Source organism: Bradyrhizobium sp. USDA 4503, assembly GCF_054055815.1.
On record NZ_JBSRXS010000001.1, the window covers coordinates 5821810 to 5837616 of the forward strand.

13 protein-coding genes and 1 pseudogene are annotated in these 15807 nt (G+C 65.1%); 8 read left to right on the forward strand and 6 right to left on the reverse strand.

The genetic code is table 11. The features are described from left to right. The first annotated feature begins 26 nt into the window (after nt 1-26). From ACVMIH_RS27795 to ACVMIH_RS27805, 3 genes are read left to right on the forward strand one after another with little or no spacing between them, the layout of a single operon-like run. On the forward strand, nt 27-1079 hold the full coding sequence (locus ACVMIH_RS27795) for a type III polyketide synthase (protein ID WP_229192877.1): 1053 nt from the start codon (nt 27-29) through the stop codon (nt 1077-1079). After that, complete coding sequence (locus ACVMIH_RS27800; protein WP_456864141.1) at nt 1076-1588, forward strand: isoprenylcysteine carboxyl methyltransferase family protein; 513 nt, start codon at nt 1076-1078, stop codon at nt 1586-1588. The genes ACVMIH_RS27795 and ACVMIH_RS27800 overlap by 4 nt, the downstream gene beginning before the upstream one ends. Before the next feature lie 59 nt (nt 1589-1647). Next, entirely contained in the window at nt 1648-3150 is a 1503-nt protein-coding gene (locus ACVMIH_RS27805; protein WP_456866570.1) for a DHA2 family efflux MFS transporter permease subunit, read from the forward strand. Here ACVMIH_RS27805 and ACVMIH_RS27810 read toward each other — a convergent pair. Both ACVMIH_RS27810 and ACVMIH_RS27815 read right to left on the reverse strand, forming a co-directional pair. Further along, nucleotides 3147-3899, reverse strand: a complete 753-nt coding sequence (locus ACVMIH_RS27810; protein WP_057020368.1) for a sulfate transporter family protein — start codon at nt 3897-3899, stop codon at nt 3147-3149. The genes ACVMIH_RS27805 and ACVMIH_RS27810 overlap by 4 nt on opposite strands. 104 nt (nt 3900-4003) lie before the next feature. Further along, nucleotides 4004-5173, reverse strand: a pseudogene (locus tag ACVMIH_RS27815) (MFS transporter). Here ACVMIH_RS27815 and ACVMIH_RS27820 point away from each other — a divergent pair. Beyond that, nucleotides 5076-5297 (forward strand): hypothetical protein, encoded by a 222-nt coding sequence (locus ACVMIH_RS27820; RefSeq protein WP_456864143.1) that lies wholly within the window; start codon nt 5076-5078, stop codon nt 5295-5297. The pseudogene ACVMIH_RS27815 and the gene ACVMIH_RS27820 overlap by 98 nt on opposite strands. Nucleotides 5298-5745: 448 nt before the next feature. Here the strand turns inward: ACVMIH_RS27820 and ACVMIH_RS27825 are convergent, their stop codons facing one another. Then, entirely contained in the window at nt 5746-6669 is a 924-nt protein-coding gene (locus ACVMIH_RS27825; protein ID WP_456864145.1) for a LysR family transcriptional regulator, read from the reverse strand. A 170-nt stretch (nt 6670-6839) separates the two neighbouring features. Here ACVMIH_RS27825 and ACVMIH_RS27830 point away from each other — a divergent pair, with 170 nt between their 5' ends. Together ACVMIH_RS27830 and ACVMIH_RS27835 are read left to right on the forward strand one after the other, a co-directional pair. Beyond that, nucleotides 6840-8009: a CaiB/BaiF CoA transferase family protein gene (locus tag ACVMIH_RS27830; RefSeq protein WP_456864147.1), complete on the forward strand. Its 1170-nt coding sequence runs from the start codon at nt 6840-6842 to the stop codon at nt 8007-8009. Nucleotides 8010-8016: 7 nt separating this feature from the next. Then, a complete protein-coding gene (locus ACVMIH_RS27835) occupies nt 8017-8964 on the forward strand; it encodes a hydroxymethylglutaryl-CoA lyase (protein ID WP_456864149.1) in 948 nt (315 codons plus the stop codon). Nucleotides 8965-9074: 110 nt separating this feature from the next. Here ACVMIH_RS27835 and nikR read toward each other — a convergent pair whose 3' ends face one another. Further along, nucleotides 9075-9512, reverse strand: a complete 438-nt coding sequence (gene nikR, locus ACVMIH_RS27840) for a nickel-responsive transcriptional regulator NikR (protein WP_456783110.1) — start codon at nt 9510-9512, stop codon at nt 9075-9077. 147 nt (nt 9513-9659) lie between these two features. On the opposite strand from nikR, the gene ACVMIH_RS27845 reads away from it, so the two are divergent. Then, nucleotides 9660-11864: a TonB-dependent receptor gene (locus ACVMIH_RS27845; RefSeq protein WP_245311771.1), complete on the forward strand. Its 2205-nt coding sequence runs from the start codon at nt 9660-9662 to the stop codon at nt 11862-11864. Between the two features lie 3 nt (nt 11865-11867). On the opposite strand, the gene ACVMIH_RS27850 is transcribed toward ACVMIH_RS27845, so the two are convergent. Next, nucleotides 11868-12749: a YiiX/YebB-like N1pC/P60 family cysteine hydrolase gene (locus ACVMIH_RS27850; RefSeq protein ID WP_456783112.1), complete on the reverse strand. Its 882-nt coding sequence runs from the start codon at nt 12747-12749 to the stop codon at nt 11868-11870. A 199-nt stretch (nt 12750-12948) separates the two neighbouring features. Here ACVMIH_RS27850 and ACVMIH_RS27855 point away from each other — a divergent pair, with 199 nt between their 5' ends. Then, nucleotides 12949-14358: a flavin monoamine oxidase family protein gene (locus ACVMIH_RS27855; RefSeq protein WP_456783113.1), complete on the forward strand. Its 1410-nt coding sequence runs from the start codon at nt 12949-12951 to the stop codon at nt 14356-14358. A gap of 118 nt (nt 14359-14476) precedes the next feature. Here ACVMIH_RS27855 and ACVMIH_RS27860 read toward each other — a convergent pair whose 3' ends face one another. Further along, a complete protein-coding gene (locus tag ACVMIH_RS27860) occupies nt 14477-15721 on the reverse strand; it encodes an IS4 family transposase (protein WP_456866572.1) in 1245 nt (414 codons plus the stop codon). Nucleotides 15722-15807 lie beyond the last annotated feature (86 nt).

Here is a 15807-nt window from a genome sequence, read left to right on the forward strand (position 1 = left end):
GGGGAAATGGAGCCATGATGATCGAGATAAAGCAGACGGCCGCGCTTGTTTCCCTGGCGACGGCGGTCCCACCGCATCTATTCCATCAGGGACAGGTCCTGCAGGCCGCGCGCAATCTCCTCGCCGATCGCTATCCCGAATTCGAGACGCTCTCCAGCCTGTTCGCCAACACCGGCATCCAGCATCGCTACGGCGTCAAGCCGATCGAATGGTATCTCGAACGGCGGGGCTGGCCGGAGCGAACGCTGGCGTTCCTGGAGGGCGCGGAGACGCTGTACGTCGACGTGGCCCGCAAGGCGATTGCGCGCGCCGACCTGACCGGCGGGGACATCGATATCGTGGTCACGGTGTGCTCGACGGGTATAGCCACGCCGACGCTGGAGGCGCGCGTCGCCGGCAAGCTCGGTCTGCGGACGGATGTGTCGCGCGTGCCGGTGTTCGGCCTGGGCTGCGCGGGCGGAGTGTCCGGCCTGTCGATCGCGGCGCGGCTGGCCGAAGCGCGGCCGGGAGCGAACGTGCTGCTGGTTGCGCTCGAACTCTGCACGCTCGCGGTCCGGCACGACGAGCTCACCAAGGCAAATATCGTTGCGGCCAGCCTGTTCGGCGATGGCGCGGCCGCGATCGTGCTGCGTGCCGGCGACGGTGGCGCGACGCGGATCGAGGCGATGGGCGAAAAGCTGTGGCCGGATACGCTCGACATCATGGGCTGGACGGTCGATCCGGAAGGATTCGGCGTGGTCTTTCAGCGAACCATTCCGGATTTCGTCCGCGACCATGTTGGACCAGCCGTCGCCGAAATCCTGGCGCGGATGCAGCTGACCGCCGATGACATCGACCGCTTCCTCTGCCATCCCGGCGGCGCCAAGGTCATCGCCGCGCTGGAGCGGGCACTCGCGCTCGATCAGGGCACGCTCGATCACGAACGCGACGTCATCGCGGCTTGCGGCAACATGTCGGGCCCGACGGTTCTCTTTGTTCTCGAACGAGCCTGCGCCAAGGGATTGCCGCCGCGCTCGCTGCTCACGGCGCTCGGGCCGGGCTTCACGCTCAGCTGCGTTGCGCTCAGGCACGCGGCGTGAGCTTCGCGTCGGTCATCCTCTCGCTGGTCACGCTGCAGCGTCTCGGCGAGCTCGTGCTATCACGTCGCAACACCGAGCGGCTTCTCGCACGAGGCGCGGTCGAGGTCGGCGCCAATCACTACCCGCTCATTGTCCTGGTTCACGCCGGCTGGCTGACCGCGCTGTGGATCTGGGGCCGCGACCAGGACGTCAATCTGGCCGCGCTGGCGGGTTTCCTGGTGCTGCAAGGCTTGCGGATATGGACCCTCGTCGCGCTGGGGCCGCGATGGACCACGCGAATCGTCGTGCTGCCGGGCGCGCCGCTGGTCGCATCCGGGCCGTACCGATATTTCCCGCATCCAAACTACGCCGTCGTGGTCGGTGAAATCGCACTTCTTCCCCTCGCGCTCCACCTGCCGCGATTGGCGCTGATCTTTACCCTCCTCAATCTCGCGGTGCTTGCGGTCCGGATTCGGATCGAGAATCGCGCGCTCTCCGTTTCCGAATGGCCACGCACAAGCACGCCATGAGCGAGGCGGATCACCGAACCGACGGCCCATCGGCTGCGACCTGGACCGGCTTTCTCCTGATGTGCTTCGGCATGTTCATGGCGATTCTCGACATCCAGGTCGTCGCAACCTCGTTGCCGACGATCCAGCGCGCGCTTGCGATCTCGCCGGCGGCGATGAGCTGGATCCAGACCGCCTATCTGATCGCGGAGGTGATCGCGATCCCGCTGACCGGCCTGCTCACGCACGCGCTGTCGTTGCGTTGGCTGTTCGCGCTTGCGGTGAGCCTGTTCACTGTCGCCTCGGTCGGCTGCGCCCTCAGCGGCGGTTTTGCCGCGCTGCTGGCGTTTCGCGTGCTGCAGGGATTTTCCGGCGGCGTCCTGATCCCCGCAGTGTTCTCCGCCGTGTTCACGCTGTTTCCGGCGCGGCTTCATCCTGTAGCCACCACGATCGGCGGCGTCGTCGCGGTGCTCGCGCCGACCGTTGGACCCGTCGTCGGCGGCTGGATCACGCAGACCTGGTCGTGGCCATGGCTATTCCTGATCAATGTGTTTCCGGGAACGGTGGCAGCCTCGGTCACGCCGTTGCTGCTTCCGAGGGAAGGCATGCAGTTTCGCGCGTTCTCCAGGCTGGATAAATGGTCGCTTGTCCTGCTCGCAGCGACACTCGCAAGCTTCATGATCGGTCTGAAGGAAGCGCCGCAACGCGGTTGGGCCTCGATGCCTTGCCTCGGCCTGCTGATCGGAAGCATTGCCGGGATGGCGCTGCTGATCCGGCGCACGCTCCGCGCGGCCTATCCGATCGCGCAATTGACGCTTTTCAAGCGGCGTCCGTTCGCGATCGGTTGCGCACTGAGCTTTTGCCTCGGCATTGGCCTGTATGGATCGACCTATCTGATGCCGGTATTCCTCGGTTTCGTCCGCCGCCATGACGCCTTCGAGATCGGCACGATCATGCTGGTCACGGGGGTTGCGCAGCTCGCCGCCGCGCCGCTTGCGGCGATCCTTGAAAGCCGCGTCGGCGCGCGGCGGCTGACCGGCGCGGGCTTCGCCTTGTTCGCGCTCGGCCTCGGCTGGAGCGCCATTCAGCCGCGCACGGCGGATTTTGGCGAGATGTTCTGGCCGCAGGTCGTGCGTGGCGTCGCGATCATTTTCTGCCTGCTACCGCCGACGCGCATTGCGCTGGGCGCCCTGCCGGAGGCGGACATTGCCGACGCCAGCGGACTGTTCAATCTGATGCGCAATCTGGGCGGCGCGATCGGGATCGCCCTGATCGATACCATCCTCTATGGGCGAAGCCCGATCTATGGCGAGGATTTCCGCCTGCGCCTGCTGGCGGGGGATGTCACTGCGGCGCAGGCGATCGGGCTCGATCCGAAGTTGCTGATCGACCGGCCGCCGGGTCTGCCGGACGACGCCACGGTGGCATTCATCCGGCCGTTGGTCGAACGGGCGTCGCTCGCACTCACCGTGAACGAAGCATGGGCGATGCTCGCCTGCGTGGCGATCGTCGGACTGCTGCTCGTGCCCTTCGCAAGCGATCGGGTGCCGGCATCGCTGCCCGAGCTTCCGGATACCACCTAGACCGAGGACACGTTGGTTCGCCGCGCCGGTTCGATCAGCTCGCGCCGCGGGCCCGACAGCCGCTTGTACATGTGCACCATGAAGGCCATGCCGAACAGCGGCGTCGCCAGATTGACGATCGGGATCGAGACGAAGGCAGCGATGAACAGGCCCGCGGTAAAGACCGTCGCCGCGTTCTCCTTGCGCATCGCCTTGGCGTCATCAGGCGAGCGGAACCGCATCGCCGCAAGCTCGAAATACTCGCGGCCGAGCAGCCAGGCGGTCGCGAGGAAGAAGATGATGAAGCCCGCGCCCGCGAACAGCACGAACGGCAGCGCGACCAGATAGACCAGGATCGTCAGCAGCGCGGTCTTGACGCCCTCGATCGTCGCGAGCGTCACCGGCAGCGCCACGCCGGGATGGTCGGCCGGATAATGCTCGCGCTCGACATGGTCGGCGACGTCGTCGACAAACAGGCTCGCCACCAGCGAGGTGATCGCCGGCATCAGGAAGATGCCGCCGAGCACGACGCCAAGGCCCGCCGAGATCGAGACGATCCAGGACAGCACGTGCAGCGTGGAATGGAAATTGGGGCCGAGCATGCCTTCGGCCCAGACCTCTCCATAGTCGGCAAACCAGCTCAGCAGCCGCTGCAATCCGATCGCCAGCACGGTGATCAGCACCAGCGCGAGCCCGATCGAGCGCCACAGGATCGAGCGCATCGGCGGCGACAGGATTTGCGAAAGCGCCTTGACGGCGGCGGCTAACATGACTGGGTTACCTCTGCACAAATGACCCGCGAGAGGTAGACACCCAATATGGCTTCGGCAAGTGCCGTTTGTGCCGCGGCGAGAGCGTTTTCGAGTGAATTGCTCTAGGCGTCGAGCGGCCTGCCGCGGACGTTCGGTCCCCAGACACCGATGGCAATGATCACGATGACCATCGCCGCGGTGATCAGGCCGAACACGCCGCCGACGCCGGCCTCCTTCAGCATGAACGCCACGATGAAGCCGGAGAAGGTCGCGCTGAGCCGGCTCATCGAATAGACGAGGCCCGCGGCGCGTGCCCGGATCGCGGTCGGGAAGACCTCGGTCTGGTAGGCGTGATAGGCGTAGGACAGCGTCATGTTGGCCCCCGTCACCAGCACGCCGCTGGCGATCAGCAGCACCGGCTCGGTGAGCTGCGAGAAGGCGAGACCGAACACCGAGATCGCGGCGGCCGCGCCGCAGATGATCCATTTGCGCTCGAAGCGGTCGGCGAAGGTTGCGGCCAAGAGCGGCGCGAGCGGATAGGCGAAGGCGATGATGAAGGAATATTGCAGGCTCTTGGTGACGTTGATGCCCTTCTGCACCAAGAGCGCCGGAACCCAGTTGGAGAAGCCGTAGACGCCGAATGCCTGGCAGAGATTGAAGATCATGAACAGCACGACGAGCGAGGCGTAGGGCGGCCTGAACAGGTCGGCATAGCCGGTCTCGGCCGGCGCACCTGCCGGCGCCATCGCCGCCGTCGCGGTCGGGCGCGGCGCCGCCGTCGGCGATGCGGCTTCGAGCGTCCGCATGATTGTCTCGGCCTCGGCAGCGCGGCCATGGCGGGCCAGCCAGAGTGGGCTTTCCGGAACGTAGAGCCGCAGCACCCAGATGATCATGCTGGCGGCGGCGCCGATCAGCACGACCCAGCGCCAGCCGTCGATGCCGTGCGGCGAGAGCGGCACCAGCCATCACGACAGCGCGGCGACGATCGGCACCGCCGACAGCATCACCGCCTGGTTGATCGCAAACGCCCGGCCGCGCATCCAGCTCGGCACCAGCTCGGTGATGTAGGCGTCGATGGTGATGACCTCGATGCCGATCCCGATCTCGGCGATGAAGCGCCACAGCAGCAGGCCGCCGGGTGTGGTCTGGCACGCCATGATCACGGATGCGGCGCTGTAGAACAGCAGCGACCAAGTGAAGACCGCCTTGCGCCCGAAGCGATCGGCGAGGAAGCCGAGGCAGAACGTGCCGACGAACAGGCCGGCGAAGGTCGCCGCGACGAAGGCGCCGATCCCCGGAGAAGCCGAAGAACGCCTGCGTCGTCGTGGTCATCAATCCGCTGCGGGCAAGGCCCGGCGCGATATAGCCGGTAAAGAACAGGTCGTAGATTTCGAAGCAGCCGCCGAGCGAGAGTAGAATCACCAGCCGCCAGACGTAGCCGGACGTGGGCAGCGCCTCGAGCCGTCGCGAAATCTGGTCGGGTCCGCTTGTCGTGGTGGCGAGATCGGCGACCGAGCCGAGTTCGACGGCGCTCATGATGGTCCTCCCCGAATGGTGCAACGGCCGCCCTTCTTGCGAAGGCGTGCCGGTCGCGCATGTTTGGCAGCCGGGAGCCAGAAATCCAGACGAACATATCGAAGGAATCGTTCGATATTTTCGAACTCAGGGGGTAGGGTTGCATTGATTCACCTTTCAAACGGCTTGTTCAACTGTCGCCCCTGCGAAAGCAGGAACCCATACTCCGCGGCGGGTGTCGTGAAAGGGACTCGTCGTCCCACTGGTGCGCAACTTTGCGGTTCGGTGGTTATGGGTCACTGCTTTCGCAGGGACGACACTGAACCTGTGCAACCACTGGGTCATACATTCAGATCAGCAGCGTCGCCTCCCAGGCGCCGCGGCCCACCTGGTCTGCGATCAGGGCGCGGATCAGGCGGCACATCTCCTCCATGACGTAAGTCATCGGGCGGTTGCGCAAGCGGCAAAGATAGAGCGTGCGGGTCAGTTTTGGTTCGATGACTTCGCGCGCGACCAGCGATCGTGCCTTCAATGGCTCGCTGACGAAATGCGTCGTCGCGATCGTGCAGCCCAAGCCCGCGGTCAGCGCGCCGATCATGCCGCTGGTCGAGTTGAGATGCATGATCGCATTGGCCTCGAGCCGCTTCAGCAGCACGGGATCATCCAGCAGCGCGCGCGCCGATAGTCCGTACCGCAACAGGATCAGGGGCAGCCGCGTCACCTCCTCGAAGGTGATTGGCGTTTTCTTCCCGATCAGCTTCTCGGTGCCGACGCAGAACATCTGTTCCTCCAGCACCGGCTCGGCGACCAAGTCCTTTTCCGACGGCGGATTGTAGACCAGCGCGAGGTCGACCTCGGAGCTCAGCAGATGCAGCAGCGTCGCGCCGGAGAGACTCTCGGTCAGCGACAGCTTCAGGTTCGGATATTTCGTCAGCACGGTGCGCATCAGCGGCACGCCGATCGCCTTCATCCCGGAATTGGCCATGCCGATCGAGATATCGCTGGCGATCACGCTGGCGCCTTCCTTGATCTCGCGCTCGGCCGCCGCCATCGCGCGCAGGATGATGCGGGCATGTTCATAGAGCCGCTCGCCCGCCGCGGTCGGTTCCATGCCGCGTGGCTTGCGCTCGAACAGCGGCGTGGCGAATTCAGCTTCCAGATTAGCGATGTGGTGGCTGAGCGCGGATTGCGCGACGTTGGCCTGATCCGCCGCCCGCGACAGATTGCGCTGCTCGTAAACCGCGATGAAATAGCGAAGCTGGCGCGAATCCATGAGGGTTCAGCGTTCTAGAACCACGAATACTCTATTCGACAGATTATATTTTTCAGATAGCGTGCGGAAGCCTAACCTGCGCCGATCACAAAGCGTTTTCGAGCGAAGTGGGTACCGGTTCGCGTGAAGAAACGCGTCAGAACAAGAGCGCAACGAGCACGGAGAAACCGATGACCGGGAACGGACTGCCGCTGGAAGGTGTGAGGGTCGTCGAGATGACCCACATGGTGATGGGGCCGACCTGCGGCATGATCCTGGCGCAACTCGGCGCCGAGGTGATCAAGGTCGAACCGCCCGCTGGCGACAAGACCCGTTCGCTCGGCGGCATGGGCGTCTCGTTCTTCCCGCTGTTCAACCGCGGCAAGCGCAGCGTCGTGCTCGACTTCGCCAAGCCCGAGGACCGCGACACGATGCACCGGCTGCTTGCCAGCGCCGACGTGTTCCTGGAGAATTTTCGCGACGGCCAGCTCGACAAGCAGGGGCTCGGCGCCGGGGAGCTTCGCCAAAAATATCCGCAGCTGATCATCGCCGGCCACAAGGGCTTTCTGTCCGGTCCCTATGATCATCGGCCGGCGCTCGACGAGGTCGTGCAGATGATGTCGGGGCTCGCGGCGATGACCGGCACGCGCGACAAGCCGCAGCGCGTCGGCTCCTCCGCCAACGACATCATGGGCGGCATGTTCGGGGTGATCTCGATCCTCGCCGCGCTCTATCAGAAGCGTGGCGGCGACAGGAGCGGCGCTGACATCCGCATCGGCCTGTTCGAGAACTGCCTGTTCCTGGTCGCCCAGCACATGGTCGAGTACGAGATGACCGGACGCAAGCCGCGCTCGATGCCGGAACGCGAGCATGCCTGGCCGATCTACGACATCTTCGATACCGCCGGCGGCGATCGCATCTTCATCGGCGTCGTCACGGAACGTCATTGGCAGAGCTTCTGCCGCGAGTTCGGCCTCACGGAATTCGCCGACGATCCGACGCTGCGCTCGACCACGGACCGCATCATGGCGCGCGACCGGATCATTCCGCGCGTTGCCGCGGTGATCAAGGATTGGAACGTGGCGGACCTCTCGGCGAGGCTCGACGCGCTTAACATCTGCTTCTCGCCGATCAACCGGCCGGAGGATCTGCTCGGGGATCCGCATGTGCTGCGTCCCGGCGGGCTGGTCAACAACGTGAACGCCGACGGCAAGCCGTTCCGCGTCCCCGCGCTGCCGCTCGAATGGAACGGCCGCAATATCGGCGAAGGTCTGAAGGTGCCGGTGCTCGGCGCCGATACCGAAGCGGTGCGCGCCGAGCTCACACAACAGAAGATTTCATCAACCGGAAACGCTGCGTGAGGCTGACATGACCCGTGTCCACGATATCTATCCCACCGACAAGGTGAGCCTGCGCGAGGTCGGCCTGCGCGACGGGCTGCAGCTCGTGAAGACGTTCCCGTCGACCGCGGCGAAACAGCGCTGGGTGCGCGATGAATACGCCGCCGGCGTACGGCATTTCGAGGTTGGCTCGTTCCTGCCGGCCAAGACCTTCCCGCAATTCGTCGATGTCCGCGACGTGGTCGCCTCCATCGCCGCGCTGCCCGGGGCGCACGGCGTCGCGCTGGCGCTGAACGAGCGCGGCGTCAACGAGGCGCTGGCCACCGGCGTTGCCGAGATCGCCTCGGTGGTATCGGCGACCGAGGAGCACAGCCAGGCCAACGCCAACCGCTCGCGCGAATCCGCGATCGGGAACATCAAGTGGCTTTGCGAGCTGCGCGATGCCAGCGCGCACAAGCCCCTGGTCAATGCCGCGATCTCGATGGCACTGGGCTGCTCGATCGTCGGTCCCGTCGATCCGAACGAGGTGCTGCGCCTCACCGAGAAGCTGTACGAGGTCGGCGTCGACATGGTCGCGATTGCGGACACGGTGGGTTATGCCGGGCCGAAGCAGGTCGGCGAGCTGACGCGGGGCGCGGTGAAGATCGCGGGATCGAAGCCGGTCTGCGTGCATCTGCACGACACCCGCGGCATGGGCATCGCGAATGCTTCCGCCGCGCTCGATGAGGGCGCCCGCGTGCTCGACGGCTCGCTCGGCGGCCTCGGCGGCTGCCCGTTCGCGCCGGGCGCCACCGGCAATGTCGTGTTCGAGGACCTCGTCTTTCTCTGCGAGAGCAAGGGATTTCCGACCGGCATCGATCTCGATCGCCTGGTCGAGGTGCGCGCGATCCTGAAATCGGAGATGCCGAACGAGGCGCTCTATGGCGGTCTCGCCCGCGCCGGCCTGCCGCGCGGCACCAAGGCGAGGGCGGCGTAGCGTATTCATTGCGTAGCCCGGATGGAGCGAAGCGAAATCCGGGGCCTCGCCCGCAGACGGAGCTTCCCGGATTTCGCTGCGCTCCATCCGGGCTACGAGACGACACGCTCTCAATCGTGCCCGTGCCCCCGCTTGCGCGGCTTCTTGTCCGGGACGGTCGGGATCATCACGACGCGACCGTAACGCACACCGCGCTCGGCGATGATGTGATCGGCGAGATGGCGGACCTCGCTGCTGGCACCCTTCAGCGCCGTCACCTCCATGCAGCTGTCGTCGTCGAGATGGACGTGCAGCGTCGCCAGCGACAGGTCGTGATGGCCATGGAAATTCTGCACCAGCCGCTTCGACAGATCGCGCGCGGCGTGGTCGTAGACATAGACCAGCGCCGCAACGCACTGCCCTGACGGCGCCTCTTCCGCGCTCTGCTGCAAGCCGGCGCGTGCGAGATCGCGGATGATCTCGGAGCGGTTCTGATAGCCGCGCGCCTCGGCGGCGGCGTCGATCTCCGCGAGCAGGTCATCCTCGATGGTGATGGTGATGCGTTGCATGGATTATCCGTGGTGGCTCGATTGCCTGGCGGTATGACATTTTTCTTGTAACGTCATACTGTGCTTGCTAGCGTCGCTTTGCCGAGGTTGGTTGGACTGGTGCGGTCGTCGCGTGACTGTAACAGGTATCATGCGGGGGCATGGGCGTTGCGTCGTACTGCATGGCGGATATTTCCCGCCGCCGCGTCCATTGCAGCATTTGCGCCGGCCGCCGAAGCGCAGGCGGTCGCCACCGTGCCCGGCCAGTTGCCGCCGGTGACGGTAACGTCGCCGGACCAGGCGCCACCCAGGCACGCCAGACCGTCCCCGCGTCCGCGCCATGTCGCCAGCGGCGGCCGCAAGCCTGCCGCGCTCCAACCAAGTCAACCCACCGCTGCGAGCGACGGAATCACCGGCGGCTCGGCGACCGTGTCCGCGTCCGATCTGCAACCGACCGCCGCCAGCGCGCGGCCGATCAGCGGCGACGAGGTGAATGCGCGGCCGATCTCGCGCGTCGGCGAAGTTCTGGAGGTGGTGCCGGGCCTGATCGTCACCCAGCATTCCGGCGAGGGCAAAGCCAATCAATATTTTCTGCGCGGCTTCAATCTCGATCACGGCACTGACCTCGCCATCACCGTCGACGGCATGCCGGTCAACATGCCGACCCATGGTCATGGCCAGGGCTATGCCGACATCAATTTCCTGATCCCGGAGCTGATCCGGTCGATGGATGTCCGCAAGGGTCCATACTACGCGGACAAGGGCGACTTCGCTTCCGCCGGCGCGGTCGACATCAATTATCTGAACGCACTGCCGAAGAACATCGCCGAGCTGACGGTTGGCAGCTTCGGCTATCTGCGCGCGATGACAGCCAGCTCGGCCAAGGCCGGCGATGGCACGCTGCTCGCAGCCTTCGAGGCCAACAAATACAATGGCCCGTGGGACGTGCCCGACGACATTCGCAAGCTCAACGGCGTACTGCGCTATAGCCAGGGTACCGCGACCGACGGCTTCTCGCTGACCGCGATGGCCTATTCCAATGGCTGGAATTCGACCGACCAGGTCGCGCAACGTGCGATCGACCAGGGCCTGATCGGCCGTTATGGCACGCTCGATCCGACCGATGGCGGCACCGCCAGCCGCTTCAGCCTGTCCGGCAACTGGGCGCAGTCCAGCGACTACGGGCAGAGCAAGCTCAACGCCTATGTGATCCGCTCGTCGCTGCAGCTTGACAACAACTTCACCTATTTCCTCGACGACCCCGTCAACGGTGACCAGTTCAGCCAGACCGACAGGCGCACCGTCTATGGCCTCGACGCCAGCCATGCTTTCGACCTTCGTTTCGCCGGCGTCGATACGCAGACCCGGGTCGGCGTGCAGACCCGCTACGACGACATCAATGTCGGTCTGTTCAAGACCGTGCAGCGCGAGATCCTGTCCAGCGTGCGCAACGACCAGGTGCAGGAGGGCAGCGTCGCGCTGTGGGCCGATACCACCGCGCGCTGGACCGACTGGCTGCGCACCACGGTCGGCATCCGCGAGGATTATTTTGCCGGCCATGTGCTGAGCGACACGCCGCAGAATTCCGGCAACGCCCAGGCGGCGATGACGAGCCCGAAGGCCGGCATCGTGCTCGGCCCCTGGTCCAGGACCGAGTTCTACGGCAATGCCGGCTTCGGCTTGCATTCCAACGACATCAGGGGCGCGACCATCACCGTCGATCCCAATGACAAGGTGACGCCGCTCGAGCGCGTGCCGCTGCTGGTGCGCTCGAAGGGCGCCGAGCTCGGCATCCGCACCAGGGCGATCGACGGCCTCACCTCGTCGCTCGCCGTGTTCGTGCTCGATTTCGATTCCGAGCTGCTGTTCGTCGGCGATGCCGGCACCACCGAGCCGAGCCGGCCGAGCCGGCGCGTCGGCGTCGAGTGGACCAACCAGTACAAGCTCTTGCCGTGGGTGAGCCTCGATTTCGACCTCGCCTATACCCGCGCCCGCTTCACGGATGTCGATCCGGCCGGCAATTTCATTCCGGGTGCGCCGGCCTGGGTCGCCAGCGGCGGCGTCACCTTCGGCCGCGAGACCGGCTGGTTCGGCAGCCTGCGCGCCCGCTATTTCGGCCCGCGCCCGCTGATCGAGGATGACAGCGTGCGCTCGCTGTCGTCATTCATCGTCAACGCCCGCGCCGGCTACAAATTCGACAACGGGATGCGGCTGCAGCTCGACGTCCTCAATCTCTTCAACGCGCAAACCAACCAGATCGAATACTACTATCTGTCGCGGCTGCCGGGCGAGCCGATCGATGGCGTCGCCGACCGCCATGTGCATCCTGCCGAGCCGCTTGCCGTTCGGCTGACGCTTGCGGCAACGTTCTGATCGTCACACCGGCGCGCGACCTTCCGCGGTCATTTCCGCAGCCGGAAGCGCCGTCTCTTCGTCAGTCGCTTCAGGAACAAGCGGCGGCGACTTACGTTCTGGAAACACACCGAATTCGCCCGCCACCTCCTGGAGCGGCTTCTGCTTGTCGGCCCAGTGCAGGGCCGTATAGTCGAAACCGTGCACGATGGTGGGTTTGACGACTTCGAAATAGGGCGAGATGTCGAAATCGCGAGGCATGTAGAGCGAAGAATCGCGGATATGCAGGATCTCGCGGCGCGCCTTGCGGCTGGCGGCGCGCGTGATCTTGGGCAGGATCGGATAGCGCACGGCGTCGAACGCCTGCGCGATCAGCGCCGAGCAGATGATCTTGGTCGGATCGCCGGAGCCGAACGCGATCATGCGGCGGCGCCAGCGCTGCGGGATCGGCAGCGGAAACAGATAGCGCGCGAGATCGACGATGTTCTTGGTGTCGTAGCCGAAGCCGATGCGGTTGATGGCGTAGCGGCACACCGTGGTGCGGTCCTCGAACGACAGTCCGACTGGACGGCAGAGGCGGGTGTGGTAGGCGAGATATTTCGACAGCGGCGCGGAGGTCACGCCTTCGCCGATATTGGCCTCGATCAGCACATGCTGTTCGCCGTCAGGCTCGAACGCGCCGTCGATCGGCCCGACAAACAGCGCGGCGTGCGACCAGGTCGACTGCGTGAGGTATTTGATGATGCCGGAAATCCGGTTGTTGCCTTCGACCAGCAGCACGTCGCCGGGCTGCATGATGGTCCGCAGATGGTCCGGGTCGCTCGGCGTGAACGGCTCGTAACCGGGGACTTCCTTCTGCAGGTACCCCGCGATCCATTTACCGACGGTATCGAGCATTACGCCCATGGATTCCCCCCAGCGGTTCTATGACCGCTTGTCTTTCACTTAATCATGGTCGCAAGCTGTTGCAATTTAGTTCATGCCATCGGCGGATCAATCATGATTGATTTACCGTGATGGTTGCTGCGGTCGGTGAGATGCGGCACAGTTCGCGAAGCGTTCCCGTTCTCCGCAAGTCCCCGGAAACCATGCCAGAAGCTATGTCATGACCGTGACCCGCCGCGATTTCCTGTCGGCGTCCGCAGCCTTCGCGCTGGTGCCTGCGCTGGGCGGCCGGGTGCTTGCGGCGCCGCCGCCGCGCGAGGCCGACATCGTCGTGATCGGCGCAGGGGCCGCAGGCATTGCCGCGGCGCGACGGATCGTTGCCGCCAACCGCAAGGTGATCGTGGTGGAAGCGGCAGGCCAGGTCGGCGGTCGCTGCCAGACCGACGCGTCGACATTCGGTGTGCCGTTCGACCGCGGCGCGCGCTGGATGCACAATCCCGAGACCAATCCGATGATCCGGCTGGCCCGCTCCGCGGGCCTCGACATCGTCACGGCGCCTGCGGGGCAGAAGATTCGCATCGGCCGGCGCTATGCCCGCCCCGGCGAGACCGAGGAGTTTTTGGCGGCGCTGGTGCGCGCCAATCGCGCCATCGACGACGCTGCGCGCAAGGCCGATATCGCCTGCGCCGCTGCGATGCCGAAGGATCTCGGCGATTGGGCCGGCACCGCGGAATTCCTGCTCGGGCCCAATTTCTGCGGCAAGGATCTGAAGGATCTCTCCGCCGTCGACAAGGTGCGCGCGCAGGATCGCAACACCGCGATCGCTTGCCGGCAGGGGCTCGGCGCGCTGATCGCAAAGCTCGGCGAAGGACTGCCGCTGGCGCTGTCGACGCCGGCGCAGCGTATCCTGTGGAGCAATCGCGACGTCATGGTCGAGACGCCCTCCGGCAAGATCACCGCGCGCGCCGCCATCGTCACGGTGTCGAGCAACGTGCTCGCGAGCGGCAATATCAAATTCGCGCCGGAGCTTCCGAAGCGCGCGCTCGATGCCGCCGCCAAGCTCAGCCTCGGCAGCTACGATCGCATCGCGCTGCAGATCCCCGGCAATCCGCTCGGACTGTCGCGCGATGACGTCATCATTGAGCAGAGCAATTCGACCAAGACGGCGCTGCTCTACGGCAATATCGCAGGCTCCTCGCTGTGTACGATCGACGTCGCAGGCTCGTTCGGCCGCGACCTGTCGGCGCAGGGCGAGCAGGCGATGTCGGCTTTCGCGGTGGAATGGCTGACCAAGCTCTATGGCAGCGAGGTCGGCGCCGCCGTGAAGAAGACCAGCGCGACGCGCTGGAATGCACAGCCCTTCATTATGGGCGCGATGTCGGCTGCTGCACCCGGCGCACAATTCTCGCGCCGAATCCTGGCCGAGCCGATCGGCGCGATGTATCTCGCGGGCGAGGCCACCCATGAGACGCTGTGGGGCACCATCGACGGCGCCTGGGACAGCGGCGAGCGCGCCGCCGACGCCGCGCTGCGCAGGATCGGCGGGGCGAAGGAAGCGACACCGGCGCCCGCAGCGCCCGCCGCAAAACACAAGCGCCGCACGTCGCCTCGCTCCGGGGCGATGAATTGACGGTCGGGCGAGGTGACGGTTGAGCGCGGCCGGCCTTACCGTCGTGTGTGCGATGATTTGATTTGGTGGCGAGTGCTGCCGCACAACAGATGTCGTCCCTGCGAAAGCACTAGTGCATCTACACGTTTGTCGGGCCATTTGCGAGGATTTGGAAGCGGGCCATTCCGGTGTGGAAGGTGATTGGTCCAGGTGGACGGTGGGAGGCGTAGCCGGTCCATCCGCCGAGTTTTGCGATGATCCATGCCGCCCGAGCAAGGGTGTTGGGGCGATGGTGGTTTTTCTGAAGCTCGGTGCGACCTTTCATGGTTTTGTTGATGGCCCTGAGCGTCTCGATCTCTTCTGCGGTGAAGACAAATTCAGCCGGCAATTCTTCGCCACTGTTGCGGGCCTGAACGAGTTGAATGACGATACATGCCGCTCTGGTGGCGACCGCCACGAGCTTGATCAGGCCTTCGGCGCTCTCGATCTGACTATCCTCGATGCGCAAACCCTGGCTCTTCAGCGAGCGAAAGAGTTGCTCAATGATCCAGCGCTGGCGGTACCAGGAGACGATCTGCCAGGCGTCTTTAGCGGTGGCGACCGGATGAGTGGTCAGGAGCAGCCAGCGAATGGGCTCCGCACCTCTCGGCGGATGCAACTCGACCACTTCTACGAAGCTGAGTTTGATGCCCTCCGCCAAGTCGGTGACGCCGGGCCTCTGCGGCCGCTTGAGCACGACGGTTCCGAAGCGCATCGAGAGATGGGCCTGCCGGCCGCGCCGATCCATTCGCTGCGGCAGATCGATCACCGCGTTGTCGCAGAAGCGGCTCCGCTCGACCGCCTGATAAAGTGTGTCGCCATCGACCAGCGCATGGTCGTGCATGGCACGCGACAGAAGATGGACATTCTCAGCTGGCGTCAGCGCCCAGTGAGCAAAGAAATCCCCCTCGCGGTCGTTGACGACGGTGATCATGCGGGCATCTGCCAGGACGTCGCGGCCTTGCTCGGCGGCCGTCACCCAGCGCGCCGACTCCTTGTCGGCCAAGGCGCGCCGCTCATGCGGGATTTTTACCTTGCCTTTGCGCGTCCAAACGTTGCCGCCAGTAAGGCCAAGACAGACCCCGCTGTCGGCATCCACCGCCATCATCGCATGCAACAGCACGCCGCGAGCATTGCCCTTGCCGACTTTGCCCAGCCCGCGCCGCCGTCCCGCCTGGGTCTGGAACTTGACCTCGCTCGTATCCTGGATCGCCAGCACATGACGCCCGCTGACCGCAGTCCGCGTCTGCGTGCTCCAGCCCTCAATCAATTTATCGATCGTGACTTGGGGGTTGTTCACAAACCGCCAGAACGCCATATTGGCAGCCCAATCGCCCCGGGCCATCTGGCGCAAGCAGACGCTGCGCGTGCAAAGCATAGCCCGGAGAAGCGTCGCCCCCTTTTGTCGAGACGAACGTCCCCGAACTCACC

Excerpts from the sequence above, each read along its gene's own strand:
- ACVMIH_RS27855 (WP_456783113.1), top strand. The coding sequence starts at position 12,949 with ATGACCGTGACCCGCCGCGATTTCCTGTCGGCGTCCGCAGCCTTCGCG.
- ACVMIH_RS27860 (WP_456866572.1), bottom strand. The coding sequence starts at position 15,721 with ATGGCCCGGGGCGATTGGGCTGCCAATATGGCGTTCTGGCGGTTTGTG.
- ACVMIH_RS27835 (WP_456864149.1), top strand. The coding sequence starts at position 8,017 with ATGACCCGTGTCCACGATATCTATCCCACCGACAAGGTGAGCCTGCGC.
- ACVMIH_RS27850 (WP_456783112.1), bottom strand. The coding sequence starts at position 12,749 with ATGGGCGTAATGCTCGATACCGTCGGTAAATGGATCGCGGGGTACCTG.
- ACVMIH_RS27830 (WP_456864147.1), top strand. The coding sequence starts at position 6,840 with ATGACCGGGAACGGACTGCCGCTGGAAGGTGTGAGGGTCGTCGAGATG.
- nikR (WP_456783110.1), bottom strand. The coding sequence starts at position 9,512 with ATGCAACGCATCACCATCACCATCGAGGATGACCTGCTCGCGGAGATC.
- ACVMIH_RS27825 (WP_456864145.1), bottom strand. The coding sequence starts at position 6,669 with ATGGATTCGCGCCAGCTTCGCTATTTCATCGCGGTTTACGAGCAGCGC.
- ACVMIH_RS27810 (WP_057020368.1), bottom strand. The coding sequence starts at position 3,899 with ATGTTAGCCGCCGCCGTCAAGGCGCTTTCGCAAATCCTGTCGCCGCCG.
- ACVMIH_RS27805 (WP_456866570.1), top strand. The coding sequence starts at position 1,648 with ATGTGCTTCGGCATGTTCATGGCGATTCTCGACATCCAGGTCGTCGCA.